The organism is Nonomuraea salmonea (assembly GCF_042428605.1).
Lineage (GTDB): Bacteria > Actinomycetota > Actinomycetes > Streptosporangiales > Streptosporangiaceae > Nonomuraea > Nonomuraea salmonea.
This window is the reverse complement of record NZ_JBHMCF010000046.1, coordinates 1-21,648: the sequence shown is the minus strand read 5'-3', so window position 1 is coordinate 21,648 and position 21,648 is coordinate 1. Positions and strand designations below refer to the sequence as shown.

Here is a 21,648-nt window from a genome sequence, read left to right as displayed (position 1 = left end):
TCAGCCGGGTTCGTGCTCGCCGGCCAGCGGCAGCCGCAGGACGAAGCAGGGGCCGCGCGGGCTGTCCTCGATGGTCAGGTCGCCCTCGTGCGCCTGGGCGATCGCGCGGGAGATGGCCAGGCCGAGCCCGCTGCCCGCGGGGTCGCGCTTGCGGCCGGCGGCCAGCCGGACGAAGGGCTGGAAGACCTGCTCGCGCTCCTCTGGCGCGATGCCCTCGCCGTCGTCCCAGACGCTCAGCACGGCCTCGTCGTCCTCACGGGCGACGCTCACCTCGATCGCGCCGCGGGTGTGCCGCTGGGCGTTGACCAGCAGGTTCGTCAGCACCTCCGTGAGCTGGGTCCTGTTGCCCCACACGCGGGGCGAGTCGTGGACGACCAGCACGGGCCGGCAGGGGCCCGGCAGACTCCCGGCCTCCTCGCGGACGAGGTGGCCCAGGTCGACCCGCTCGGCCTGCTGCGGCGACGACGTGCGGATCCGGGTGAGCAGCAGCATCTCGTCGATGATCCGCTGGAGGCGGTCCACGCTGCCGAGCGCCCCCCTGATCGTCTCCTCACGATCGGCGTCGGGGTACGTCACCGCCTCCTCCAGCCGCATGCGCAGCCCCGCCAGCGGGGTGCGCAGCTCGTGGGAGACCATCGAGGAGTAGTGGCGCTGCTGGCTGACCGCCTCCTGGAGCCTGGCCAGGGTCCTGTTCACGGTACGCGCGAGTGAGGCGATCGCGTCGTCGCCCGGCGGCGCCGGCACCCGCAGGCCGAGGTCGGTGACGGTGATCTCGGCGATCCTGGCCCGCATCTCCTCGACCGGGCGCAGCGTGCGGCGGATGAGGAGGGCGGCCAGGCCGGTCAGCAGCGTGGTGCCGGTGAGGACGGCGGCGGCCAGGCCCAGCTCCAGATCCCAGCCGGCCAGGAGGGCGGGCTCGGGGCGGCCGGCGTACACGACGTGGGAGGCGCCGCCCCACAGCTCCTCCTCCTGCGGCGACGGCCGGTAGGCGGTGAACATGACGCAGCCGTCCCGCGTGCACTCCTTGCCGTGCTGGATGCGGTCGTCGGAGTTCGGCCACAAGGTGCTCATGGGCGGGCGGCCCTCGGCGTCGCGGCTGGCCTGCACGACGTGGCCGGTGGCGTCCACGAGCTGGAACAGGCTGACCTCGGGCGTGGTCACGGGCTGCGGGGTCGAGGTGCCCATGGCGCCGATCCACTCGGTGGCCGCGCGCTGAGTGCTCGCGTACACCTCGCGCTCGATCCTGCCGCGGACGATCAGGTCCACGGCGACGGCCACCCCCGTGAGGCTCGCCAGCGACAACAGGGCGGTCACCAGGACGAGGCGGGCCTGCACCGAGAGGCGGCCGGGACGCAGGAGCCCCGGCGTCAGGGGCCCCGGACGATGGGGCATCGTCCACCTCCCCGCTCGCCTCACTCCTCAGTGGCCATGTTTCCAACTAGGGGTTCACGGGGAGCCAATGGCTTTGCAAGCGGCGGGTCATAGGTGTCGAAATCGGGTCAACGCACGTCGTGCACCAGCCGCCCGCCCACCGCCGTGGCGATCACGGTGATGTCCCTGATCGTGGCCGGATCGACGGCCAGCAGGTCGTCGGAGAGCACCGCGAAGTCCGCCAGCCTGCCCCGGCCGAGCGTGCCCTTGAGGTGCTCCTCGTGCACCGCGTACGCCGAGCCCTCGGTGTACGCGCGCAGCGCCTGTTCGGGCGTCAGCGCCTCCTCCGGGTTGAACGGCCGCCCGCCCGCCGTGAGCTGGTTGACCAGGTCGTGGATGCCGAGCAGCGGCGCGCCCGCCACCACGGGGCAGTCGGAGCTGCCCGGCAGCACGATGCCCGCCTCCAGGAACGAGCGCTGCCGGTAGCAGCCGCGGGCCCGCTCGGGGCCGAGCGCGTCCAGCATGCCGTCGCCGATCTCGGAGATGAACCGGCCCTGCGGCACCGGGATGACGCCCAGCTCGGCGAGCCTGGCGACCTGGGCGTCGCTGGTGACCGCGCAGTGCTCGATGCGGTGCCTGGCGCCGGGGCGCGGCGTGCGGGCCTGGGCTTCGGCGTAGGCGTCGAGCACGACGTCCACGGCGGCGTCGCCGATGGCGTGGGTGGCGATCTGCCAGCCGGAGTCGTGGGCGCGCAGGATGAAGCCGCGCAGCGTCGCAGCCTCCTCCTGCAGGAAGCCCCGGTTGCCCGGCTCGCCCGCGTAGTCGCAGCACATGGCGGCGGTGCGGCCGATCAGCGAGCCGTCGGAGAACAGCTTGACCGGCCCGATCCGCAGCCACTCGTCGCCGAACCCGGAGCGTACGCCGAGGTCGAGCCCGAACTCGGCGTCCACGTCGTGCAGGTTGGGCGAGCCCGGCATGAGCGTGGCCCGCTGCGGGAGCAGGCCGCGCCGGATCGCGTCCTGGAAGCCGGCCACGTCCCAGCGGCCGTTGCCGGCCAGCCCGACGCCCACGCCCGGCTCGGTGAAGCTGGTCAGTCCCTCGGCGGCGGCGGCCCGGCCGGCCAGCGCGATGCCCTCCACGAACTCCTCGTGCGCGAGCGGCCGCAGCACCCGCAGCGCGAGGTCCTGGGCCTGCTCGGCGAGCAGCCCCGTGGGCAGCCCGCGCTCGTCGCGGCCCACGAAGCCGCCGGGCACGTCGGGCACGTCCTCAAGGGAGGGGAAGCCCATGAGCGCGAACGCCGCCGTACTGGCGACGCCCATGTGGCCCGAGGTGTGCTGGAGCCAGACAGGGCGGCCTCCCGCGGCCTTGTCGAGCGCCTCGCGGTCGGGATGGGCGCCGCCCAGCTTGTTCTGGTCGTAGCCGCCGCCGCGGATCCACGCGCCGGCGGGGAACTCGGCGGCGCGCTCGGCGACCCGTGCGTACAGCTCGTCGAGGCTGGTCACGCGCACGTCCAGCTCGCGCAGCCGCTGGCCGCGCATGCTGAGGTGGTGGTGGGCGTCGTTGAAGCCGGGCACGACGGGAGCGCCGCCGAGGTCCACGACCGTCCCGGCGCTCGCGCCATCGAGCTCCTCGTCCAGCCCGGCGATCCGGCCGTGCAGCACACCCAGGCGGGTGGCGTACGGCCGGTCGCGGTCGAGCGTGGTGAAGCGGCCGTTGACGAACAGCGTGTCGAGACGCATCAGACCTCCAGGGGTTCCCGCGCGGCCGCCGCGCTCCTGCGCTGCAGGGCGGCCACGCAGGCCATGGTGAGCAGGATGATGACCAGGTACTGGGCGACGACCGACCAGATGGTGCCGGTCGAGGTGAGCAGCGCCTGCGCGATCATCGGGGCGGTGCCGCCGATGAGGGCGCCGCACAGCTGGTACGCCAGCGAGATCCCGGTGTAGCGGACCCGCGCCGGGAACGCCTCGGCGAGGAACCCGGCCAGCGCCGCGTACGACATGCCGCCGAAGACGATGCTCAGCGCCAGGCCCAGCGTGGCGAGGACCGGCGAGCCGGTGCCGACCATGGCGAAGGTGATCGGCGTGCACACGATGAGCGCGGTGAATGCGATCAGCATGAAGCGGGCGGCGCCGTAGCGCTGGCCGAGCACCGCGCCGAGCGGCTGGGTGACGAACTGGGTGATCGCCACGATGAGCAGCACGTCCAGCATCGTGCTCTGGGCGATGCCGAGGTCGGTGGTGGCCCAGGACAGGATGAAGGTGTTGGTGAAGTACGCCGACGCGATGCCGACGCCGCTCGCGCCGATGCCGAGCAGCACCAGCGGCCACGCCGTGCGGAAGACCTCGGCGACCGGCAGCTTGGCCACCTCGCGCCGCTCCTGCATGCGGGTGAACTCCGGCGACTCCTCCACCCGCAGCCGGATGACCAGGCCCACCACCAGCAGCACGGCGGAGCACAGGAACGGGATGCGCCAGCCGTAGGACAGGAACGCGTCCTCGGGCAGCGTGCTGACCAGCGCGAACATGCCGGTGGCGAGGATCGAGCCGGCGGGCGAGCCCTGCTGGGCGAAGGCGGCGTAGAAGATGCGCTTGGGCCCCGCGTGCTCGGCGGCGATCAGCACCGCGCCGCCCCACTCGCCGCCGACCGCGATGCCCTGCACCAGCCGCAGCGTCGCGAGCAGCACCGGCGCCAGCATGCCGACCTGCGCGTACGTGGGCAGCACGCCGACCAGCGTGGTGGCCCCGCCCATCAGCAGCAGGGTGACGACGAGCGTGCGCTTGCGGCCGATGCGGTCGCCGAGGTGGCCGAAGACGACGCCGCCGAGCGGCCTGGCCAGGAACCCGACCCAGAAGGTGGCGAAGGAGGCCATGACGCCGGCGGCGGGGCTGACGTCGGGGAAGAACAGCCTGCTGAAGACGAGGGCGGAGGCGGTGCCGTAGATGTAGAAGTCGTACCACTCGATGGAGGTGCCGACGAAGGACGCGATGCCCGCGCCGCGGGCGGTGGTGGAGCTCATACGGGGGGGATTCCTAAGCGAAGTGGTGGAGCTGGGCGAGCGGCACCTCGGTGGCGGGGGCCATGCTCGCCGCGGTGCCGTCCACGAGGACGGGCCCGGGTTCGCGCGGCACCTCGACCCGAGGAGTCGCCATATTTCGGCACATGTCGTGTCGGGTGAGGCCGCGGGCGTGCCGGATCGCCGCGTACCGCAGACCGCGCGGCAGGGCGTCCCTGCTGTCGGCCGAGTCGAGCGCGTCGTGCGCGACGAAGATCCGCGACAGCAGCGCGGGCGCGTCGCCGAGGCCGCCGAAGTACGGCCGGTAGACGCGCGGCTGGGTGAGCCGGGTGGAGCCCGACCCGCTGCCGGAGACGCCGTGCGCGACGAAACCACCCTTGATCACCAGCTCGGGCTTGCTGCCGAACCATCCCGGCTGCCAGAGCACGATGTCGGCGAGGCGGCCGGGCCGCAGCGTGCCGACCTCGTGGGCCAGGCCGTGCGCGACGGCCGGGTTGACGGTCAGCTTGGCCAGGTAGCGCAGGATCCGCGTGTTGTCTCCCACCGCTTCGCCGGCCCCGGCGGCCAGGGCGTTGAGGTGGGCGACCTGCCACGTGCGCCGCACGGTCTCGGCCACCCGGCCCATCCCCATCGAGTCGGAGTTGACGATGCTGATCGCGCCGAGGTCGTGCAGCACGTTCTCGGCCGCGATGCCGTGCTCCCTGACCCGGCTGCGGGTCACCGCCACGTCGCTGTCGATGTGGTGGTTCTGCCGGTGCACGGTCATCGTCATCGGGAACAGCTCGCCCGCGGTGTTCGTGGTGTAGGGCAGCGTGGGGGTGGTGGAGGAGGGCAGCACGTGCGGCTCGGAGAGGATCTCCAGCAGGTCGGGATGCCCGCCGCCGCCCTCCACGTGGTACGCGTGCACGGTGCGCCCGCGCGTCGCCGCCACCGTGTCGGCCAGGTAGCCCGACTCGTTCATGGAGTCCGAGTGCAGCGCCACCGGCAGGTCCGCCTGCTCGGCCACGCCGAGGCAGGTGTCGATGACCCGCGGCGTCGCCCCGAAGTCCTCGTGGATCTTGAAGCCGCCGGCGCCCGCCAGCACCGCCTCCTCCAGCAGCCGCTGCGAGCTGGACGAGCCCCTGGCCAGGAACGCCACGTTGAGCGGGGTGCCGCGCCAGGCGGCCATCAGCGTGTGCAGGTTGTGCGCCGGGTTGACGCCGACGTCCCAGACGCCGCCGAGTCCCATGCCGACCACGGTCGTCACGCCGGAGGCCAGCGCGGCGGGCGCGATCTCCGGCGAGGACAGGTGCACGTGCGAGTCCACGACGCCGGGCGTGGCGATCAGGCCCTCCCCCGGCACGATGGCCGTGTGCGAGTCGATGATCGCGCCCTCGACCGGCACGACCCGGCCGTCCTTGACGCCGATGTGCGTCTTGCGCACGCCGAGCACCGGGTCCATCAGCACGACCCCGGCGACCACCAGGTCCAGCGCGGACTCGCGGTCGCCGCGCGGGCTGGCCAGCAGCCCGTCGCGCAGCGTCTTGCCGCAGCCGCCGAGCAGCTCGTCGCCGTGCGGCACGTCGTCGGCCTCCACCTCGGCCCACAGGCAGGTGTCGCCGAGCCTGATCAGGTCACCGGTGGTCGGGCCGTAGATCGCGTTGTACGTCTCGTGCCTCATGACGTGATGACCTCCACCTCGACGGTCTCGCCCGGCGGGAAGACGGTGGCCGTACCGGCGGGGATGGCGAGCCTGAGCCCCTCCGGCTCCCTGTCGAAGGACAGCGCCGCGTTGACCTCGCCCAGCGGGAAGTGCGAGGAGACGTAGACCGTGCGCTCGCCCCGGTTGGTGACGCGCAGGGTGCCGCGCTCGCGACCGGCGTTCAGCTCGACCTCGCGCGGCAGCGGCCGGACCGCGCCGGGTCCGTCCTGCTCCGGCGGGCCGATCGGGGCGTCCACGGCCACCAGCGCGGTGCCGTTCGGGAACAGGGCCTCGACCTGGACGTGGGTGACGAGCGCGGGGACGCCGTCCATCACGTCGCCCGGGCCGAGCACGGCCTTGGCGCCCTCGATGACCTCGGGCAGCGTGGCGCCGTCCCAGGCCAGTTCGAGTATCTCGTCGCAGATCAGGGCGATGGCCTCGGGGGCGTTGAGCCTGCGCCCTCGGGCGCGGCGGCGGCGGGCGAGCTCGGCGAGCGTGAAGATGGTCAGCCGCTCCTGCTCGCGAGGTGTCAGATGCAACGTCCAACCTCCCTTTCGCTCACGCTATGGCGAGGTCAGGGGGCCGACCAACGGCGATACGGTGCGTAAATGCGCGGCTAGATTGTGCATGTGACCAATGACGTGCTGGTCCGGCTGGCCAGGCGGTGCCTGGAGAGCTACGAGGACCTCATCGACGACTGGGCCGAGCAGGTCATGGCGATGGAGCCGTACGCGCGGGGCCTGGTCAGCCGCGAGGAGGTGCGCGAGGGGGCCAGGGTCGGGTTCGAGCTGATCCTGCGCCACCTGGCCGAGGGCAGGGTGCCGCCCGAGCAGCGCCCGCACTCCGAAAAGCTGGGCGAGCGGCGGGCCGGGCAGGGCGTGCCGCTGGAGTCGCTGCTGGCGGCGGCCCGGCTGGACGCCCGCGCGCTGTGGCACGGGCTCGTCGGGCTGGCCGCGCCCGGGGACGTCCCGGCGCTGCTCGAAGGGGCCAACCTGGTGTGGGAGGCGGTCGAGCAGCACAACACCGGCCTCATGACCGGCTACCAGCGGGCCGTGCTGGAGATGGGCAGGCAGCAGGAGGACGAGCGGCGCACGTGGTTCGCCCGGCTGATGGACAACGACGGGCGCAACCCCGACGTGGTCCGCGACGTGGGGCGGGTGCTCGGCTTCGACGTGCCCGCGCCGTTCGTGGCCGTCGTGGCGGCGCCCGCGTCGGGGGCGGCGCTGCGGGTGGCGGCGGGCGGGATGAGCGGGCTCGGGCTGCGTACGCACCGTCACGAGTCGCCGTCGGGCGACATCCTCGTCGTGCAACTGCCCTCCCGGGTGCCCGACCCGGAACGCCTGGTGCTCGACGCGCTCGCGCACGTGGCGTGCGGCCTGTCGCCGCGGGTGACGGGGCTGGCCCGGGTGCCCCACGCGGTGCGCCTGGCCTCGGCCACGGTCAGGGCCGGCGGCGCGGCGCCCGCGGGGCCGATGCGGCTGGAGGACCGGTGGCTGGAGGTGTTCGTCGCGCACAGCCCCGAGCTGGCCGCCGAGCTGGCGGAGCGGGTGCTGGGCCCGCTGGAGTCGATCGGCGCGGTGGAGCGGAAGCGGCTGCTGGAGACCGTACGCGTGCATCTGGCGGGCGACGGCTCGATCGCCGACACGGCCGCGGCGCTCTACTGCCACCGCAACACCGTCCAGCACCGCTTCGCCCGCTTCCGTGAGCTGACCGGCCGCGACGTGCGCGTGCCGGGGGACGCCGCCGTGGTGGCGCTGGCGCTGCGCGTCCGGGTGTGAGCGCATGAGAAGGGCCGGTCACACGGGCCGGCCCAGGTCTCATCGCCTCCTCGTCATGCTCATGCCGAGCGCGACCAGGCCGCAGATGAGGATGATCGCGCCGACGATCACGTTAGTGGTGATCGTGGTCGGCGTGTCCGCCTCCCCCCTGATCAGCCAGGGCGCCAGGATGGTCCACAGCCCGATGAGGGGCGCGACCCACGCGATCCCGTGCGTGCGCCCGTACGCCGAGCTGAAGCCCAGCGCGAGCACGGCCACGGCCAGCCCCGTAATCAGGTTGTTCATGGTCAATGACGTTATGCCGGTGAATCCGATGATCCACGGCGACAGCGCCAGGAACAGCCCGGCCACCAAGGTCAGCCCGTCCGCCAGCTGAACGGCCGGCTTGGCCGCGGCCACATCGTACTTCTCGCGCATGCTGATGATGTCGGGATGCCGCTCCATTTCGCGGGTCATCAGGGACATCACCTCCCCCGTTGCGAGCGGCGGGAGCCCTTCCCGTCGCCGCTCCCCACTACCCGGATTGAGGCCGGTCATACCTGCGGTTTGCCTGGTCAGAGGGTGGGAAACGACAAGGAGCCGACAGGAGGGGGGCGCTCGTGACAGCGGTCGACGCCATCGGGGGACACGCCCGTGAGAGAACCGGCGGGCCGGCGCCCGCGCTGCCCGCGCCGCGCGGGCCCGTCACCGCGCTGCTGTTCCGCCGCTTGGCCGGGGCACCCGACGGGCGGGCGCTGCACCTCGACGTGACCGGCGCCGACCTCGGCGACGCCGACTTCCAGCTCGCCCTGTTCGCCTGTTACGAGCTGCACTACCGGGGGTTCGCCGGGGTGGACGAGCGCTGGGAGTGGGATCCCGCGCTGCTGGCCGCCCGGGCCGTGCTGGAACGGCACTTCGAGGAACTGCTGGCGCGCGACGTCCCCATGCCGCCTCTGGAGGGGCCGCGGGACGTGCGGCGGGTGCTCACCGCGCTCGCCGCCGACGATCGCGGGCCGTCGGTGGCGGCGTTCCTGGCGCAGCGGGCCGGCCGCGAGCAGTTCCGCGAGTTCGTCGTGCACCGCTCGATCTACCACCTCAAGGAGGCCGACCCGCACACGTGGGCGATCCCGCGCCTGGCGGGCGGGCCCAAGGCGGCGCTGGTGGAGATCCAGGCCGACGAGTACGGCGGCGGCCGCACCGAACGCATGCACTCCGAGCTGTTCCGCGCCACCATGCGCGGCCTCGGCCTCGACGACTCCTACGGCGCCTACCTCGGCCGCGTCCCCGGCATCACGCTGGCCATCTCGAACGCCATGTCGCTGTTCGGCCTGCACCGGCGGCGGCGCGGCGCACTCGCCGGGCACCTGGCGGCGCTGGAGATGACGTCCTCGCTGCCCAACCGGCGCTACGCGCAGGGGCTGCGGCGGCTCGGCGGCGACGCCGACACCGCGCGCTTCTACGACGAGCACGTCCAGGCGGACGCCGTGCACGAGCAGATCGCCGCCCACGACCTGTGCGCCGCCCTGGCCGCCGACGAGCCCGCCCTCGCCGGTGACATCGTCTTCGGCGCGGCGTGCGCGCTGGAGCTGGAGCGGTTGTGGGCAGGGTACGTCCTCACACGCTGGGAGCGCGGCGACACCTCCCTGTCCCGCCTCCCCTGACCCGACCACCACGCGTTTCTCAGCCGGGCAGGCGGTACACCGACACGTGGTTGGTGCTGTCGTCGGTGAAGGGGCTGCGGGTCCAGTCGGCCCAGCGGTGCTCGCGCTCCATCCCCGCCAGCTGCGCCATCAGGTCCAGCTCGGCGGGCCAGGCGTAGCGGTGGTTGGCGGGCAGGAGGCGGACGCCGCCGGCGGTGAGCCGTACCTTGGTGGTGGCCATGAGCTGCTCGGCGGGCGAGATGCGGGCGGCCTCGGCGAGCACGACGTCCTCGCTCAGCGACAGCAGCCGCAGCGCGGAGCCGCGGCGGAAGGCGCCGGGGTCGGGCACCCACGCCTCCACCACGAACCTGCCGCCCGGCCGCAGGTGCGCGGCGGCGTTGCGGAAGCAGGCGACCTGCGCGGCCTGCGTAGGCAGCGCGTAGATGGTGTTCGTGGTGAGCGCCACCAGCGCGTACTCGCCCTCGACCCGCGTCGCCGAGAAGTCGCCCACGGTGACCGGGATGTTCTCGCCGCCCGGCTTCTCGCGCAGGATCTCCACCATCTCCGGCGAGCCGTCGATGCCGGCCACCTGGTGCCCCCGCTCGGCCATCGGCACCGCCAGCCGGCCCGTCCCGATGCCGAACTCCAGCACGGGGCCGCCCTCGGCGAGCAGGCACAGCTGCTCGACGGTCGCCTCGGTCGGCAGGTTCCCGACGGTGACGTCGTAGATGTCGGCGATACCGCGCCCGTACGCGGCCGGGTCGAACGCCGTCGTCATCGCCGCTCCCCCGCCCGGTTCCCGCCCGTCACACTCTGCTCACGTAGCTTCACGGCGGCAGTGCTACCCCGCAGGTCAGGGATCATTCCGGCATACCGCCGTGGCTCACGGGAACGTGGAGGGAATGTCGCAACACGGGGATGACGGGGACGATGTGGCCGCCGCGGTGACCGTGACGCCGTGCGAGGACGGGCCGCTGCTGGTCAGGGGGCCGTTCCGGCTGGTCACTCAGGACGGCGTGCCGATTCCCGCCGGACGTTCGACGGTCGCGCTGTGCCGGTGCGGGCGCTCGGCGGTCAAGCCGTTCTGCGACGGCTCGCACAAGGTCGCCGGGTTCCGGGCGGCGAGCGAGCCGGACCCGCCGGCCTGACGGTTCCTGCGCAGCCACCGTACGGAGTGGGCCGCCCGCCGCAGCCTGCGCCCCGCGTACGGGACGCCGCCCCGCAGCGCGGCGCACACGGCGAGCCAGCCGCAGGTGGCCCGCTCCAGCACCCACACGGGCGCGAACAGCGCCGACGTGCCGGGGAAGACGTGCCGTCCGCCCGCCCTGCGCCGCCCCGTCTCCGCCAGCGCGACGGCCAGCGCGGCGGCCGCCACCGGAGGCGCCCACCTGCCCCGCGACAGGCACCAGGCCAGCGCGGGCAGCACCGGCAGGAACACCGCCAGCCGGCCCGGCTGCGCCAGGTCGTCGTAGGCCTGGCGGACCCGCTGGTTCCAGAAGCGGGCCTCGTCGGGCGGGAGCCGCCGCACGTACAGGTCGAGGGGGCGCAGCTCCCTGCCGCCGTGGGCGCGTACCGTGCGGATCAGCTCGAGGTTCTCGAACAGCACGTCGCCGTCGTAGCCGCCCATGCGCTCGAAGAACGCGCGGCGCACGCCGAACGTGCCGGGGTAGTCGGCGCCGAAGCTGCGGTTGAGCAGGGTGCGCGCGGTGTCCCAGCGGGCGTGCCAGGGCAGCTCGGTGAAGTGGTTCTGGGGGCGTACGAGGTCGGCGGCGGTCAGCAGCGTGTCGATCCTGGCGAGCGTGTCACGGTCGTGGCGTACGTCGTCGTCGGCGATGACCACGTGCGGGGCGCGGGCCAGCCGCATGCCGGTGAGCACGCCGTTGACCTTGCCGTTGGCGTGGCGCAGGTCGGCGGCCGGGCGGACGTGCATGACCAGGCCGCGCCAGGCTTCGGCGTGCCGCTCGTACAGCGGGGGCGGCGAGCCGTCGACGACGATGACCGCGCCCACGTGGCGGGCCAGCGTGCGCAGGTAGGCGGTCAGCTCGTCCAGGCCGCGGTCGTCCTCCCAGCGAAGCGGGAGCACGTAGTCCATCATGGGCGGCGGCTGCCCGGGGAAGATCGGGTTAAACGGGCGATGACCTGCGCCTACCTGGCCAGGCGGCCGAGCAGCGCGGCCGCCGCCGTGATGCCGGCCGCGGCGGCCACCGCCAGCACCGCGAAGTCCAGCGGCAGGTGCGCGGGGACGCCGAGCAGCAGCCCGCGCAGCGCGTCCACCTCGTAGCTGAGCGGGTTGACCGCGCTGACCACCCGCAGCCAGTCCGGCATCGAGGTCGTCGGGTAGAGGGCGTTGGAGGCGAAGAACAGCGGCATCGTGATGGCCTGGCCGAAGCCCATCAGCCGGTCGCGCGTACGGACGATGCCGGCGATCGTCACCGACAGGCAGGCGAAGAACGCCGCGCCGAGCAGCACCGCCGCCATCACGCCGAGCAGGCGCAGCGGGTGCCAGGACAGGTGCACGCCGAGCAGCGCGGCGATGACCACGACCACGACCGCCTGCACGATGGCCTTCACCCCTGCCGCGAACGCCTTCCCCGCCACCAGCGCCGCCCTGGGCGTCGGCGTGACCAGGAGCTTGGTCAGCACGCCTGAGTCGCGTTCCCAGATGATGTGGATGCCGTAGAAGATGGCGATGAACATCGTGGACTGCGCGATGATCCCCGGCGCCAGATAGTCGCGGTAGGGGATGCCGCCGGTCGGGATCACGTTGATGCGGGTGAACGTCTCGCCGAAGACCAGCAGCCACAGCGCGGGCTGGACGGCGCGGGTGTAGAGCTCCGTACGGTCGTGGCGCAGCTTCTGCAGCTCCACCACGCACATGGCGGCCACCCTGGCCGGGACGACCCGCCAGGCGGGCCGGTCCTGCGCCGGCGCGGGCAGCAGGACCGCCGCCGCGCCGTCAGCCGACGCGGGAGGCGGTGTTGCGGGTACGGCGGACATCGCTGAACTCCCCTCCCTCGTCGAGACCGCTGCCGGCGACGTCGCGGAAGACGTCCTCCAGGGTCGGCGTGCTGTCGTCGCCGCGCCGGGCGCGCAGGTCGTCGGTCAGTTCGCGCGGCGTGCCCAGGGCGCGGATCCCGCCCTGGTGCATGAGGGCCACGCGCTCGCAGTACTGGTCGGCCTCGTCCATGTAGTGGGTGGTGACCAGGACGGTCATGCCGGTCGCGGCGCGTACGGCCATGATGTGCTCCCACACGACCGTGCGGGCGATGGGGTCGAGGCCGATCGTGGGCTCGTCGAGTATGAGCAGGCGGGGCGCGCTGACCAGGGCCTGGGCCAGCTCCAGGCGGCGTACCATGCCGCCCGAGTAGGTCTTCGCCAGCCGGTCGGCGGCGTCGGTGAGGCCGACCGCCTCCAGTGCCTGGGCGACCCGCGCCCGCCGCTCGCGTCTGGGGACGTCGAAGACGCGCGCGAAGAGCGAGACGTTCTCCCTGCCGGTCAGCCCTGAGTCGGCCGAGAGCTGCTGCGGGACGTACCCGAGCAGGCGCCGCACCCGCATCCGGTCGGCGGATACGTCCAGCCCGAACACCCGCGCCATGCCCTTGGGCACGGGCAGCAGCGTCGTCACGCATCTGATCGCCGTCGTCTTCCCCGCACCGTTGGGCCCGAGCAGCCCGAACACCTCCCCTGCGCGCACGGTCAGGTCGAGCCCGTCCACGGCGACGGACTCGCCGAACGCGTACCGCAACCCGGTGCACGCGACCGCCGCCTCCTCACGTCCCGGATGGCCGGGCGCATGACCCGCTCGGCCGTCCGGGACGCCGTCGCGGGCGGCCTCGGTGGGCGTCATTTCGCGGTCACCTCCTCTTCCTGCTCTTCCTGCAGGCCGGCGGCCAGGCGGCGCAGCGCCGGGAGCGCCGCCTCCAGCGCGGCCCTGTCCTCCTCGGGGAGCCGGGCGAGGTGCTCGCGGACGAGCGCCGTGCGGCGTTCCTGCCAGGCCCGCAGGCGCGCCTCGCCGTCCGGGGTGGGCAGCAGCCTGGCGGACCTGCGGTCGTCGCTGCGTACCTCGCGGTGCAGCAGCCCGGCCCCGCTGAGCTGGTTGACCAGCGTGGAGACCGAGTTGCCCGCCAGATAAAGCTCCTTGGCCGCTGCCGACACGCTGATGCCGGGGTGGTCAGCGACCAGGCGCAGCAGCTCGACCTGGGCGCCACGCAGCCGCGGCCCGGTCAGGCCCTGACGCAGGCGGCGCCGGATCAGCCGGTTGAGCCCGAGCAGCACGCCGGCGAACGCACTGGGCAGATCCTCCTCTGTCCTCATGCCCGAAATGTTAGCTCTGCTTACGATGTAATGGGAAATTTCCAGCTCAAGGGATGTTTGTCGGCGGCTTACCGTGTTTCGTGGTCGAGCGGGCTCGTGCGCGGGCATAGCCTTACCCCATGGTGCGCTTCGCTGTCGGGCTGCCGAACGTCGGCGAGTTCGGAGACCCCACGCTGCTGACCGAGCTGGGCGTCGCCGCCGAGGAACACGGCTGGGACGCGGTCTACCTCTGGGACCACCTGCTCTACCACGACGCGAGCTGGCCGGTCGCGAACCCGGTGGTGGCGCTGTCCGCCATCGCCGCCCGCACGCAGCGCGTCCGCCTCGGCATCCTGATGACCGCTCTCCCCCGGCGCCGCGTGCAGACCGTCGCCAAGGAGACCGCCTCACTCGACCGCCTCTCCGGCGGCCGGCTCGTCTTCGGCGCGGGGCTGGGCTCGATCGACGAGGAGTACACCGACTTCGGCGAGGACCCCGACCTGAAGGTCCGCGCCGCCAAGCTCGACCAGGGCCTGGACGACCTGACCCACCTCTGGGAGCGGCTGCCGCCGGCTCCCGTGCAGCGGCCCCGCATCCCGATCTGGTGCCCCGGCCGCTGGCCCACGCGGGCCGGTTTCCGCCGTGCGGCCCGCTGGGACGGCGCCATGCCGACCTTCCGCGACTACGGCCACGACCTCCCGCCGGTGCCGGTGGCCGAGTTCGCCCGCGTGGTCGACTTCCTGGGCGAGGAGCGCGGCTCACTGGACGGCTTCGACATCGCCCTGGAGGGCCGCGCCGCCGACGGCCTCGTCGAGGGCTACGCGGAGGCGGGCATGACGTGGTGGGTGGAGGCGATGGGCTGGTGGCGCGGCGGTGTCGCCGACGCCCGCAAGACGATCGCCGCCGGCCCGCCCCGCTGACTCATCGGCCTTCCCCCTCAAACCGCAGAAGACCGCGCCGCCGGACCGGCGGCTTCCCCCCTCAGTGCGAAAGGCCGCCACCGAAACGGCGGTCGACCCCGGGCATGGACAGCGCTGTGGCGCGGCGGCTTTCGCAGCCGTCGCGCCACAGGGTTCAGAGGGAGGTCAGCCTGCGCTGCAGGAGACCGAGGGCCAGGTCCAGTTGCCGTTGTGCTGGATGGTCACGCCCCAGTTGTTGCCGCTGCCGTTCGGGCGGGCGGTGAGCACTTGCGAGCTCGGGTAGCTGGCGGTGATGTTCCAGGTGGACAGGACGCGGGCCGGGGAGGGCACGTTCATCGTGACGGTCCAGTTGCTGGAGCCGCTGACCGAGACGTTGAGGTTGTAGCGGTCGCTCCACTGCTGGCCGGCGGAGAGGGTCGCGGTGCAGCCACCGCCACCGCCGCCACCTCCGCCGCCACCGCCGCCTCCACCACCGCCACCGCCGCCGCCCCCGCCGGAGCCGCCGATGGTGATGTTGGAGTTGCCGCTGCTCTGGTAGCCCTCGGTGGCGAGGATCATGTAGTCGTGGTTGCCCAGATTCATGCCTGCGCGGGCCCAGGCGTCGAAGTGGTTGCCGGCGGTGATGGTGCCGCCCGTCCGCTTCTGCTGCCTGACGCTCCAGAACTGGTCGAAGGTCCTGGTGCCCTCGATGGACGGAGCGTTGTAGCGGGTCGTCTGGTAGATGTCGTACGTCCCGCCGTCGGTGGTCACGGTGCCCCGGTAGTTACCGGTGGGCCGGTACGTGCCCCAGTTGTCGACGATGTAGTACTCGATGAGCGGGTTCCTGGTCCAGCCGTACAGGGTCAGGTACGCGTTCCCCGACGGGTTGAAGCTGCCCGAGTACGACACGCTCCTGCGCCCGCCGGTCGACCAGCCCTTGCCGGCGACGAAGTTGCCGGTGTTGCGCCAGGACGTGCTGTAGTTCCCGCCGGAGCCGAGCTCCATGGAGACGGTGCCCTGGGCGTCGGTCCAGAAGGAGTAGAAGTAGCCGTTGTTGTTGCCGGTCTGGTTCGTCGTGATGGCGGCGTGGGCGATGCCGGGGAGCATCGCGACGGCCAGCGCCACGACGATGGCGCCCGCGCGGGCGATGAACCGCCGTGCGCGGCCGCGTCTGCGGCCCGGCGGGTAGGGGGGTGCGCCGTTCATGGGGTGCTTCCTCCTCGCGTGATGACGGCGGGGATGCGGGCGGCGTGGTACGCGCCCGATGGCCGAGGTGGCCCCGATCGAACGTGGTGAAGCCGAGTGCCCGCCGAAAATATCGGTGGACTGGCGAAAGTATCGGCCCGCTTTCCGGCACCTGTCAACGGCCTCTTGCGCGAAGTGAAGACCCCTTTACCGCGCTGACGCTGGAAGCTGCGGAAACAGGGCCGTCAAGCGTCGATGAAACTTTCGTACGCACTCCGAAACACTTAGCAGACGTCGGCCGCCGCCCGGATGATCTCCAGTGCACGATCGACGTGACGGGCGTGGGTGCGGAAGCTCAGCACGCACAGCCGCAGATACAGCCGTCCCTGGACGTTCGTGCTGCTCAGGTAGATCTGGCCGCCGTCGTTGATCTCCTGGAGCAGCCGCCGGTTGCGCTCGTCGTCGCCGTCGCGCAGCCGGAACACCACCACGGTCAGGTCGGGCCGCCACGGCACGGAGAAGCGGGGATCGGCGGCCAGCTCGCGGTGCACGACGGCGGCGAGGTCGAGCTTCTCCTCCAGCTCGCGGGTGAAGGCGTCCACGCCGTGCAGGTGCAGCGGCAGCCACAGCCGCAGCCCGCGGAACTCCCTGGTCAGCTCGACGCCGAGGTTGGCGAAGTCGGGCAGGCCGTCCATCGCGGCGAGGTCCTGGAGATAGTCACCGCCGTCGGCGTGCGCGGCGTGCAGCGTGGCGGGGTCGCGGACGAGCAGCACGCCGGTCCCGTACGGCAGGAACATGCTCTTGTGCGGGTCGAGGGCGATGGAGTCGGCCCGTTCCATGCCGGTGAGGAGCGGCCGGCCGCGCTCGGTGAGCTGGAAGCCGCCGCCGTAGGCCGCGTCCACGTGGAACCACAGCCCCTCGCGGGCGGCCAGGTCTGCCGCCTCGGGCAGGGGGTCGATGGTGCCGGTGCCGGTGGTGCCCGCCGTGCCCGCCAGCAGGAACGGCCGCAGTCCCTTGGCCCGGTCGGCGGCGATCAGCCCGGCGGCGGCTCGTACGTCCATGCGCAGGTCATCGGTCATGGGCACCTCGCGCACGGCGGCGGCGGGCAGGCCGCAGATGCGGGCGGCCTTGGCCACGCAGTGGTGGGTGTGGCCGGTGACGTACAGGGTGGCGCCGCTCAGGTCGTCGCCCAGCCGGCTCTGGCGGGCGGCCAGCACCGCCGACAGGGTGGCCGTCGAGCCGCCGCTGGTGGTGACGCCGCCCGCGCCGGGCGGCAGCCCGAACTGCCCGCACAACCAGGTGAGCACGCCGTGTTCCATGGCGACCAGCGCGGGCGACATCTGGGCCAGACCCGTGTACCGGTTGGCGGCGTTGGCGAGCAGCTCCGCCAGCGCCGCCGAGTACAGCCCGCCGGCCGGGAAATACGCGAGGTAACCGGGGCCCGCGGTGTTGACGCCCTGCCCGGCCGCCCGCAGGAACGTCTCCGCCAGCTCCCCGAAGTGGCCCGGGCCCGCGGCGGGCGGGCGGCGCAGGCGCTCCGCCAGGCCGTCGGGCGGCGAGTAGTCGCTGGCGGGCGACTTCTCCAGGGTGTCGAGCCAGTCGGCCAGCATGTCCACGGCCTGCCGGCCGAGTGCCGCCATGTCGGGGCGGTTCAGATCGAGTTCCGTCATGCCCGGCACCCTAGAAGAAGTCGGGCAAACGGGGATTGGACGTACCGGGCGTGCACCAGGTCGAGCCCGCCCAGACCGGGACGACGCCGGTGATGCGCGGAGTCGGCGGCGCCCATGGCGTCTCCTCCGGTGATCGTTCATACCCTCCTGCAACTTTTGCACAGTGCCATGAACGGCCTAGCCTCCGGCGGCGTACCTCATGATGACGGCCGTCTCAGGCCGGGGAAGGGGACGATGATCATGGGACCCCGACGCGTACTCGTCGTCTGCGCGACCACCGTGCTCCTGCCGGTGTCGGCGTGCGCCGGCTACACACCGACGCCCGCCGCGGACGGCGCCAACACGGCCGCGCTCGCCGAGGTGGCGAGCGAGTCGCCGTTTCCCGACGAGGAACCCTCCGAGTCCTCCGCCCCGCCCGCGGAGGACGAGGACGAGGGGGTCTGGGAGACGAAGTGGGGGCCGGTGTCGAAGATCGACAGGGAGCTCATCCGCAAGGTACGCCTGGCCAGCCTCTGGGAGATGCCGATGGCGCAGGACGCCGTGCAGCGCGCCACCACGGCCAAGGTCAGGCAGGTGAGCGAGACGATCGCGAGCCAGCACCACACCCTGGACCGGCAGGTGCGCGAGGTGGCCTCGAAGCTGGAGATCACGCTGCCGGTGAAGCCCACCGAGCAGCAGCAGAGCTGGATGAGCGACATCTCCGGCAGCACCGGCTCCGCCTACGACGCCACGTACATCAAGTGGCTGCGCCTGGCGCACGGCCAGATCTTCGGCTTGATCGGCCAGGTGCGCGGCAGCACCCAGAACACGCTGGTCCGCCGCTTCGCCGAGCAGTGCAACGCGGCCGTGCTGAACCACCAGCGCCTGCTGGAGAGCACGGGCCTGACCACCCCGGAGAGCTTCCCCGACCCGGCCGCCTGACCTGACCTGACCAGACCAGACCTGACCTGACCGGGGCTGCGGGGTCAGACATCCTGCCAGCCCAGCGGCCGGGGCGCGGTCTCCGCGGACTCGCCGCCCGCCTCGTTGAAGGCGTTCATGGCGGAGATGAGCGCGCGGCGCTGCTCGGCCGACATGCGGGCGACGATGGCGCCGATCTCGGTACGGCGGCGCTCCATCACCTGGTCGACGATGCGCCGCCCCTCGGTGGTCAGCCGCATCAGGCTCTCGCGCCGGTTGTGCGGGTTGACCTCGCGCACCACCAGCCCGGCGGCCATCAGACGGTCCGCCATGCGCATGGCGGTGGAGGAGTTGACGCCGAGCAGGTCGGCCATGGTGACGAGTTTGGTCTCGCCGTGCCCGGCCAGCACCACCATCATCCGGAACTGCGGCAGCGTGATGCGGTCCTCGACCGCGCCGAGCGACCGGGCGGCGACGGCGACGAGCAGCCGCGACCCGCTCAGCACGGCCGTGACGACCGCCGACAGATCATCGTCCCCATCATCAGCAGATTTCCCGCTGATCGCGGACATGTCACCCATGACCACAGTTGTACCGCGCTACCCCTCCTGCCGGGCGCCGGCCCCCTCACAGGAGCTGAACGGCACCCCCGGGCACTCCCGCTCCCCCGTCGTCAGCAGCAGCACGATCCCCATCATGAAGATCGCGCAGGTGAGCAGCATCAGCATCAGCCAGACGTGCACCGCCGACCTGCGCCGCAGGGAAGAGCCACACGAGCCGGAGAGCAGCGCGTCCAGCTCGGGCTCGTCGAGCGCCAGCCGCTTCTCCAGGTCCTCCAGTGCCCGCCGCTCTTCCCGGGAAAGCCCCATCCCTCACGCCTCATCTCCTCGGCGGCCATTCCGCGGCACCCAGGACACGCCCCCGTGTACCTCCCCGCATCTCGACGACCATTTCAGCCGGACGGCCTGAGGAGACCAAGCGAACCTTGCATACTGCAACAAACCTGTGATGCGGGCCTGCCTGCGAGGAGTCAGGCGGACACGGACCGCACAGGGGACGCGGCGGGGCGGCGGCGCGGCCGCCATGAGCTCACCAGGGCGAGGGCGAGCAGCAGCTCGGCCAGGTCCCCGCCGTAGTACATGATCTCGGCGGCGCCGCGCCGCTGCTCGGCCGGTACGGGCAGATCCACGGCGAGGCCGGCGTACATGAGCTGGGACAGCCCGGCGTGCACGGCGATCGCGACGCCCAGCACGACCAGCCGCACCGGTACGGACGGCCGCCGCGGCGCCGGGTCGGGACCGGCGATCACCCACGCGAACAGGCAGCCGGACAGCAGGAAGTGCAGGTGGACGGCCTCGTGCAGCCAGGGGTTCGTGAGGGTCTGCCGGTAGAGCGGCGTGCAGTACAGCACCACCATCCCGCCCACGCTGAGCAGCAGCGCGACGACGGGATCGGCGACGAGGCGCACCGAGCGCAGCAGCGCCGTGAGCCGGCGGGCGCGGGCGGCCGGCAGCGTACGCAGCAGCAGCGTCACCGGCGCGCCCAGCACCAGGCCGAGCGGCGCCAGCATGCCGATGAGCAGGTGCTGCAGCATGTGGCCGCGGAAGTCGTGCGCGGCCAGCTCGGCGACGGGCCCGGCCAGGGCCGCGGCGACGAGAGCGAGACCGGCCAGGAAGGCAGCGGAACGCCACGGGCTCCACTTCCCGCGGCCCGCCAGAGCCAGATAGGCGGCCGCCGGGAGCAGGAGCAGCAGCACCGTGCCGTCGACGTGGTGGTGGTGGCTCACCGCGGGGCCTGGCAGAGGTCGAGCGTGTCGGCGCCGCGCCGCAGCGCCCACCCCACGGCCACCAGGATCACTCCGAGCGCCAGGAACCCGAGGTCCCACGCCAGCTGGTACGGCCCCGTACGGACGTGGTGGATGCCCAGCAGGTGATGGTCGATCACGCCTTCGACCAGGTTGAACAGCCCCCACCCCGACAGGATCCAGCCCCACAGCGCCCGCGAGCGCCACACCCTCCCGCGCGAGGCGGTCACGCGGGAGTAGAGCAGGCCGATCCCGACGAGCACGGCCAGCCAGGTCACGGTGTGGAACAGGCCGTCCCACACCGTGTTCATCCGCAGCCCAGGCACGGTGTCGACCGGGTAATGGCGCACCCCGATGCGGTCGGTGTCGGTGCTGCTCAGCATGTGGTGCCACTGCAGCAGCTGATGCAGCAGGATGCCGTCGACGAAGCCGCCCAGCCCGATCCCCAGGATCGTGCCGGGCAGGCCGATTCCCTTGGGGGCCGCCATGATCAGGGGTTCTTGCCCATGGCCTGGCGGACGACGTCGCGGACGCGGTCCATCATCGCGATCGGCGTGCCCATGAGCACGTTCTTGGTGGCCGACTCGGTGCCGGGGTGCGGGTGGGTGGGCGCCATGGCCTCGGCGGCCTTGACGCCGGCGGCCATGCTGCGCCGCTCGGCCTCGGTGGTGTGGGCGATGAGCTTGTTGAACTCGTAGCGCTCCTCGGCGCGGGCGTGCGCCTCGACGGCGCCGCGCAGCATCAGCAGGTTCTCCATGAAGTCGGGTGCGTCGGGGCCGGCCTGGTCCATGGCGGACAGCATCTCCTTGGCCCGGTTCTCCTCGGCCAGCCGGTCCTCCACCACGCCCTCGCCGCCGTCGATCTTGCCCCGCGCGTACGGGTGCACGATCTCCTCCTCGGCGGTCTCGTGCACGGCGAGCATGCGCACCAGCCGGGTGAACGCCTCTCCGCGCTGGTCGGCGGGGGCCTGCTCGACCTCGTCGAACAGGTTCCTGATCATCCCGTGCTGAGCGACCAGCAACTCGATGACGTCCGTCTCGGCCATCTTCTCCGGCGCCGTCTTCGTCATGTCTCTCCTCCTTCGAAGTACGGGGCTGCCTACCCCGGGCGCGGCCGGACACGCTCAAGAGGCGAACGGATTAACCAACGCGGAGCTTCGGCGTAACGGGCGCCGAGATTGCACCGGGACGCCCCGGGTAGGCGGGCACATCGCATGTTCCCGACCGCGAAGGAGCGGACGCACATGACCTTCAACCCACTGCGCGAGCGCGGCATCCCCTTGGACAAGCAGCTGCGCAACTGGCGCGAACTCAACGTCACGCCGACCGATCCCGATCACGCCGACCCGTACACGCGGTGCCGCATCATCGCCATGAACGGCATCGAGGTCGAGGCGATCATGTTCAGCCACCACCTGGCCCGGCACTGTCCG

Annotated in this window: 22 protein-coding genes and 2 pseudogenes; 6 read left to right on the top strand and 18 right to left on the bottom strand. The window is 72.5% G+C overall.

The features are described 5' to 3' along the window. The 5 genes from ACFFR3_RS40450 to ureA form a co-directional block, all read right to left on the bottom strand. Positions 1–1,392, bottom strand: a complete 1,392-nt coding sequence (locus tag ACFFR3_RS40450) for a sensor histidine kinase (RefSeq protein ID WP_345403763.1) — start codon at positions 1,390–1,392, stop codon at positions 1–3. 107 nt (positions 1,393–1,499) lie between these two features. Continuing rightward, complete coding sequence (locus ACFFR3_RS40445; protein WP_345409780.1) at positions 1,500–3,110, bottom strand: amidohydrolase; 1,611 nt, start codon at positions 3,108–3,110, stop codon at positions 1,500–1,502. Continuing rightward, positions 3,110–4,390 carry an MFS transporter gene (locus ACFFR3_RS40440; protein ID WP_345403760.1) on the bottom strand — a complete coding sequence of 427 codons (1,281 nt, stop codon included), beginning with the start codon at positions 4,388–4,390 and terminating at the stop codon, positions 3,110–3,112. Before ACFFR3_RS40440 ends, ACFFR3_RS40445 begins: the two co-directional genes overlap by 1 nt. Positions 4,391–4,403: 13 nt before the next feature. Then, entirely contained in the window at positions 4,404–6,047 is a 1,644-nt protein-coding gene (locus ACFFR3_RS40435) for an urease subunit alpha (protein WP_379484850.1), read from the bottom strand. Then, positions 6,044–6,607, bottom strand: coding sequence for an urease subunit gamma (ureA, locus tag ACFFR3_RS40430; protein WP_379484849.1), 564 nt, complete (start codon positions 6,605–6,607; stop codon positions 6,044–6,046). Before ureA ends, ACFFR3_RS40435 begins: the two co-directional genes overlap by 4 nt. A gap of 90 nt (positions 6,608–6,697) precedes the next feature. On the opposite strand from ureA, the gene ACFFR3_RS40425 reads away from it, so the two are divergent. Continuing rightward, entirely contained in the window at positions 6,698–7,846 is a 1,149-nt protein-coding gene (locus tag ACFFR3_RS40425) for a PucR family transcriptional regulator (protein WP_379484848.1), read from the top strand. Positions 7,847–7,885: 39 nt separating this feature from the next. On the opposite strand, the gene ACFFR3_RS40420 is transcribed toward ACFFR3_RS40425, so the two are convergent. Beyond that, entirely contained in the window at positions 7,886–8,383 is a 498-nt protein-coding gene (locus tag ACFFR3_RS40420; RefSeq protein ID WP_379484847.1) for an SPW repeat protein, read from the bottom strand. Positions 8,384–8,445: 62 nt separating this feature from the next. Here ACFFR3_RS40420 and ACFFR3_RS40415 point away from each other — a divergent pair, with 62 nt between their 5' ends. After that, a complete protein-coding gene (locus ACFFR3_RS40415; protein ID WP_345403746.1) occupies positions 8,446–9,486 on the top strand; it encodes an iron-containing redox enzyme family protein in 1,041 nt (346 codons plus the stop codon). Positions 9,487–9,505: 19 nt separating this feature from the next. Here the strand turns inward: ACFFR3_RS40415 and ACFFR3_RS40410 are convergent, their stop codons facing one another. After that, complete coding sequence (locus tag ACFFR3_RS40410; protein ID WP_379484846.1) at positions 9,506–10,243, bottom strand: class I SAM-dependent methyltransferase; 738 nt, start codon at positions 10,241–10,243, stop codon at positions 9,506–9,508. On the opposite strand from ACFFR3_RS40410, the pseudogene ACFFR3_RS40405 reads away from it, so the two are divergent. Further along, a pseudogene (locus ACFFR3_RS40405) lies at positions 10,194–10,508 on the top strand (hypothetical protein); the annotation flags it as partial. The gene ACFFR3_RS40410 and the pseudogene ACFFR3_RS40405 overlap by 50 nt on opposite strands. Here the strand turns inward: ACFFR3_RS40405 and ACFFR3_RS40400 are convergent. From ACFFR3_RS40400 to ACFFR3_RS40385, 4 genes are read right to left on the bottom strand one after another with little or no spacing between them, the layout of a single operon-like run. Beyond that, positions 10,472–11,557 (bottom strand): glycosyltransferase family 2 protein, encoded by a 1,086-nt coding sequence (locus ACFFR3_RS40400; protein WP_345409777.1) that lies wholly within the window; start codon positions 11,555–11,557, stop codon positions 10,472–10,474. The pseudogene ACFFR3_RS40405 and the gene ACFFR3_RS40400 overlap by 37 nt on opposite strands. A gap of 53 nt (positions 11,558–11,610) precedes the next feature. After that, positions 11,611–12,462, bottom strand: coding sequence for an ABC transporter permease (locus ACFFR3_RS40395; RefSeq protein WP_379484845.1), 852 nt, complete (start codon positions 12,460–12,462; stop codon positions 11,611–11,613). Further along, a complete protein-coding gene (locus ACFFR3_RS40390; protein ID WP_379484844.1) occupies positions 12,422–13,312 on the bottom strand; it encodes an ABC transporter ATP-binding protein in 891 nt (296 codons plus the stop codon). Before ACFFR3_RS40390 ends, ACFFR3_RS40395 begins: the two co-directional genes overlap by 41 nt. Further along, positions 13,309–13,779 (bottom strand): MarR family winged helix-turn-helix transcriptional regulator, encoded by a 471-nt coding sequence (locus ACFFR3_RS40385; protein WP_345403737.1) that lies wholly within the window; start codon positions 13,777–13,779, stop codon positions 13,309–13,311. The genes ACFFR3_RS40390 and ACFFR3_RS40385 overlap by 4 nt, the downstream gene beginning before the upstream one ends. A gap of 119 nt (positions 13,780–13,898) precedes the next feature. On the opposite strand from ACFFR3_RS40385, the gene ACFFR3_RS40380 reads away from it, so the two are divergent. After that, positions 13,899–14,678 carry an LLM class flavin-dependent oxidoreductase gene (locus tag ACFFR3_RS40380; protein ID WP_345403734.1) on the top strand — a complete coding sequence of 260 codons (780 nt, stop codon included), beginning with the start codon at positions 13,899–13,901 and terminating at the stop codon, positions 14,676–14,678. 165 nt (positions 14,679–14,843) lie between these two features. Here the strand turns inward: ACFFR3_RS40380 and xynA are convergent, their stop codons facing one another. Both xynA and ACFFR3_RS40370 read right to left on the bottom strand, forming a co-directional pair. After that, positions 14,844–15,863 carry an endo-1,4-beta-xylanase XynA gene (gene xynA / locus ACFFR3_RS40375; RefSeq protein ID WP_364376083.1) on the bottom strand — a complete coding sequence of 340 codons (1,020 nt, stop codon included), beginning with the start codon at positions 15,861–15,863 and terminating at the stop codon, positions 14,844–14,846. A 263-nt stretch (positions 15,864–16,126) separates the two neighbouring features. Then, the gene (locus ACFFR3_RS40370; protein WP_345403728.1) at positions 16,127–17,512 is read right to left on the bottom strand and encodes a pyridoxal phosphate-dependent decarboxylase family protein; all 1,386 of its coding nucleotides are present in this window, start codon (positions 17,510–17,512) and stop codon (positions 16,127–16,129) included. Positions 17,513–17,752: 240 nt separating this feature from the next. Here ACFFR3_RS40370 and ACFFR3_RS40365 point away from each other — a divergent pair, with 240 nt between their 5' ends. After that, entirely contained in the window at positions 17,753–18,433 is a 681-nt protein-coding gene (locus tag ACFFR3_RS40365) for a DUF4142 domain-containing protein (protein WP_379484843.1), read from the top strand. A 44-nt stretch (positions 18,434–18,477) separates the two neighbouring features. On the opposite strand, the gene ACFFR3_RS40360 is transcribed toward ACFFR3_RS40365, so the two are convergent. The 5 genes from ACFFR3_RS40360 to ACFFR3_RS40340 all read right to left on the bottom strand — a co-directional run bounded on the left by ACFFR3_RS40360 (position 18,478) and on the right by ACFFR3_RS40340 (position 21,285). After that, positions 18,478–18,993: a MarR family winged helix-turn-helix transcriptional regulator gene (locus ACFFR3_RS40360; RefSeq protein ID WP_364376074.1), complete on the bottom strand. Its 516-nt coding sequence runs from the start codon at positions 18,991–18,993 to the stop codon at positions 18,478–18,480. Between the two features lie 18 nt (positions 18,994–19,011). After that, positions 19,012–19,281, bottom strand: coding sequence for a DUF3040 domain-containing protein (locus tag ACFFR3_RS40355; protein ID WP_345403719.1), 270 nt, complete (start codon positions 19,279–19,281; stop codon positions 19,012–19,014). A 161-nt stretch (positions 19,282–19,442) separates the two neighbouring features. Continuing rightward, positions 19,443–20,198, bottom strand: a complete 756-nt coding sequence (locus tag ACFFR3_RS40350; protein WP_345403716.1) for a cytochrome c oxidase assembly protein — start codon at positions 20,196–20,198, stop codon at positions 19,443–19,445. Then, positions 20,195–20,704 (bottom strand): DUF2243 domain-containing protein, encoded by a 510-nt coding sequence (locus tag ACFFR3_RS40345; RefSeq protein ID WP_379484842.1) that lies wholly within the window; start codon positions 20,702–20,704, stop codon positions 20,195–20,197. Before ACFFR3_RS40345 ends, ACFFR3_RS40350 begins: the two co-directional genes overlap by 4 nt. Before the next feature lie 2 nt (positions 20,705–20,706). Next, entirely contained in the window at positions 20,707–21,285 is a 579-nt protein-coding gene (locus tag ACFFR3_RS40340) for a hemerythrin domain-containing protein (protein WP_379484841.1), read from the bottom strand. A gap of 174 nt (positions 21,286–21,459) precedes the next feature. On the opposite strand from ACFFR3_RS40340, the pseudogene ACFFR3_RS40335 reads away from it, so the two are divergent. Then, positions 21,460–21,648 (top strand): annotated as a pseudogene (locus ACFFR3_RS40335) (hypothetical protein); the annotation flags it as partial.

Coding starts and splice junctions, on each gene's coding strand:
- ACFFR3_RS40450 (WP_345403763.1), bottom strand. CDS start 1,392: ATGCCCCATCGTCCGGGGCCCCTGACGCCGGGGCTCCTGCGTCCCGGC.
- ACFFR3_RS40445 (WP_345409780.1), bottom strand. CDS start 3,110: ATGCGTCTCGACACGCTGTTCGTCAACGGCCGCTTCACCACGCTCGAC.
- ACFFR3_RS40440 (WP_345403760.1), bottom strand. CDS start 4,390: ATGAGCTCCACCACCGCCCGCGGCGCGGGCATCGCGTCCTTCGTCGGC.
- ACFFR3_RS40435 (WP_379484850.1), bottom strand. CDS start 6,047: ATGAGGCACGAGACGTACAACGCGATCTACGGCCCGACCACCGGTGAC.
- ACFFR3_RS40420 (WP_379484847.1), bottom strand. CDS start 8,383: ATGACCGGCCTCAATCCGGGTAGTGGGGAGCGGCGACGGGAAGGGCTC.
- ACFFR3_RS40410 (WP_379484846.1), bottom strand. CDS start 10,243: ATGACGACGGCGTTCGACCCGGCCGCGTACGGGCGCGGTATCGCCGAC.
- ACFFR3_RS40400 (WP_345409777.1), bottom strand. CDS start 11,557: ATGGACTACGTGCTCCCGCTTCGCTGGGAGGACGACCGCGGCCTGGAC.
- ACFFR3_RS40395 (WP_379484845.1), bottom strand. CDS start 12,462: ATGTCCGCCGTACCCGCAACACCGCCTCCCGCGTCGGCTGACGGCGCG.
- ACFFR3_RS40390 (WP_379484844.1), bottom strand. CDS start 13,312: ATGACGCCCACCGAGGCCGCCCGCGACGGCGTCCCGGACGGCCGAGCG.
- ACFFR3_RS40385 (WP_345403737.1), bottom strand. CDS start 13,779: ATGAGGACAGAGGAGGATCTGCCCAGTGCGTTCGCCGGCGTGCTGCTC.
- ACFFR3_RS40380 (WP_345403734.1), top strand. CDS start 13,899: ATGGTGCGCTTCGCTGTCGGGCTGCCGAACGTCGGCGAGTTCGGAGAC.
- xynA (WP_364376083.1), bottom strand. CDS start 15,863: ATGAACGGCGCACCCCCCTACCCGCCGGGCCGCAGACGCGGCCGCGCA.
- ACFFR3_RS40370 (WP_345403728.1), bottom strand. CDS start 17,512: ATGACGGAACTCGATCTGAACCGCCCCGACATGGCGGCACTCGGCCGG.
- ACFFR3_RS40365 (WP_379484843.1), top strand. CDS start 17,753: ATGGGACCCCGACGCGTACTCGTCGTCTGCGCGACCACCGTGCTCCTG.
- ACFFR3_RS40360 (WP_364376074.1), bottom strand. CDS start 18,993: ATGGGTGACATGTCCGCGATCAGCGGGAAATCTGCTGATGATGGGGAC.
- ACFFR3_RS40355 (WP_345403719.1), bottom strand. CDS start 19,281: ATGGGGCTTTCCCGGGAAGAGCGGCGGGCACTGGAGGACCTGGAGAAG.
- ACFFR3_RS40345 (WP_379484842.1), bottom strand. CDS start 20,704: ATGGCGGCCCCCAAGGGAATCGGCCTGCCCGGCACGATCCTGGGGATC.
- ACFFR3_RS40340 (WP_379484841.1), bottom strand. CDS start 21,285: ATGACGAAGACGGCGCCGGAGAAGATGGCCGAGACGGACGTCATCGAG.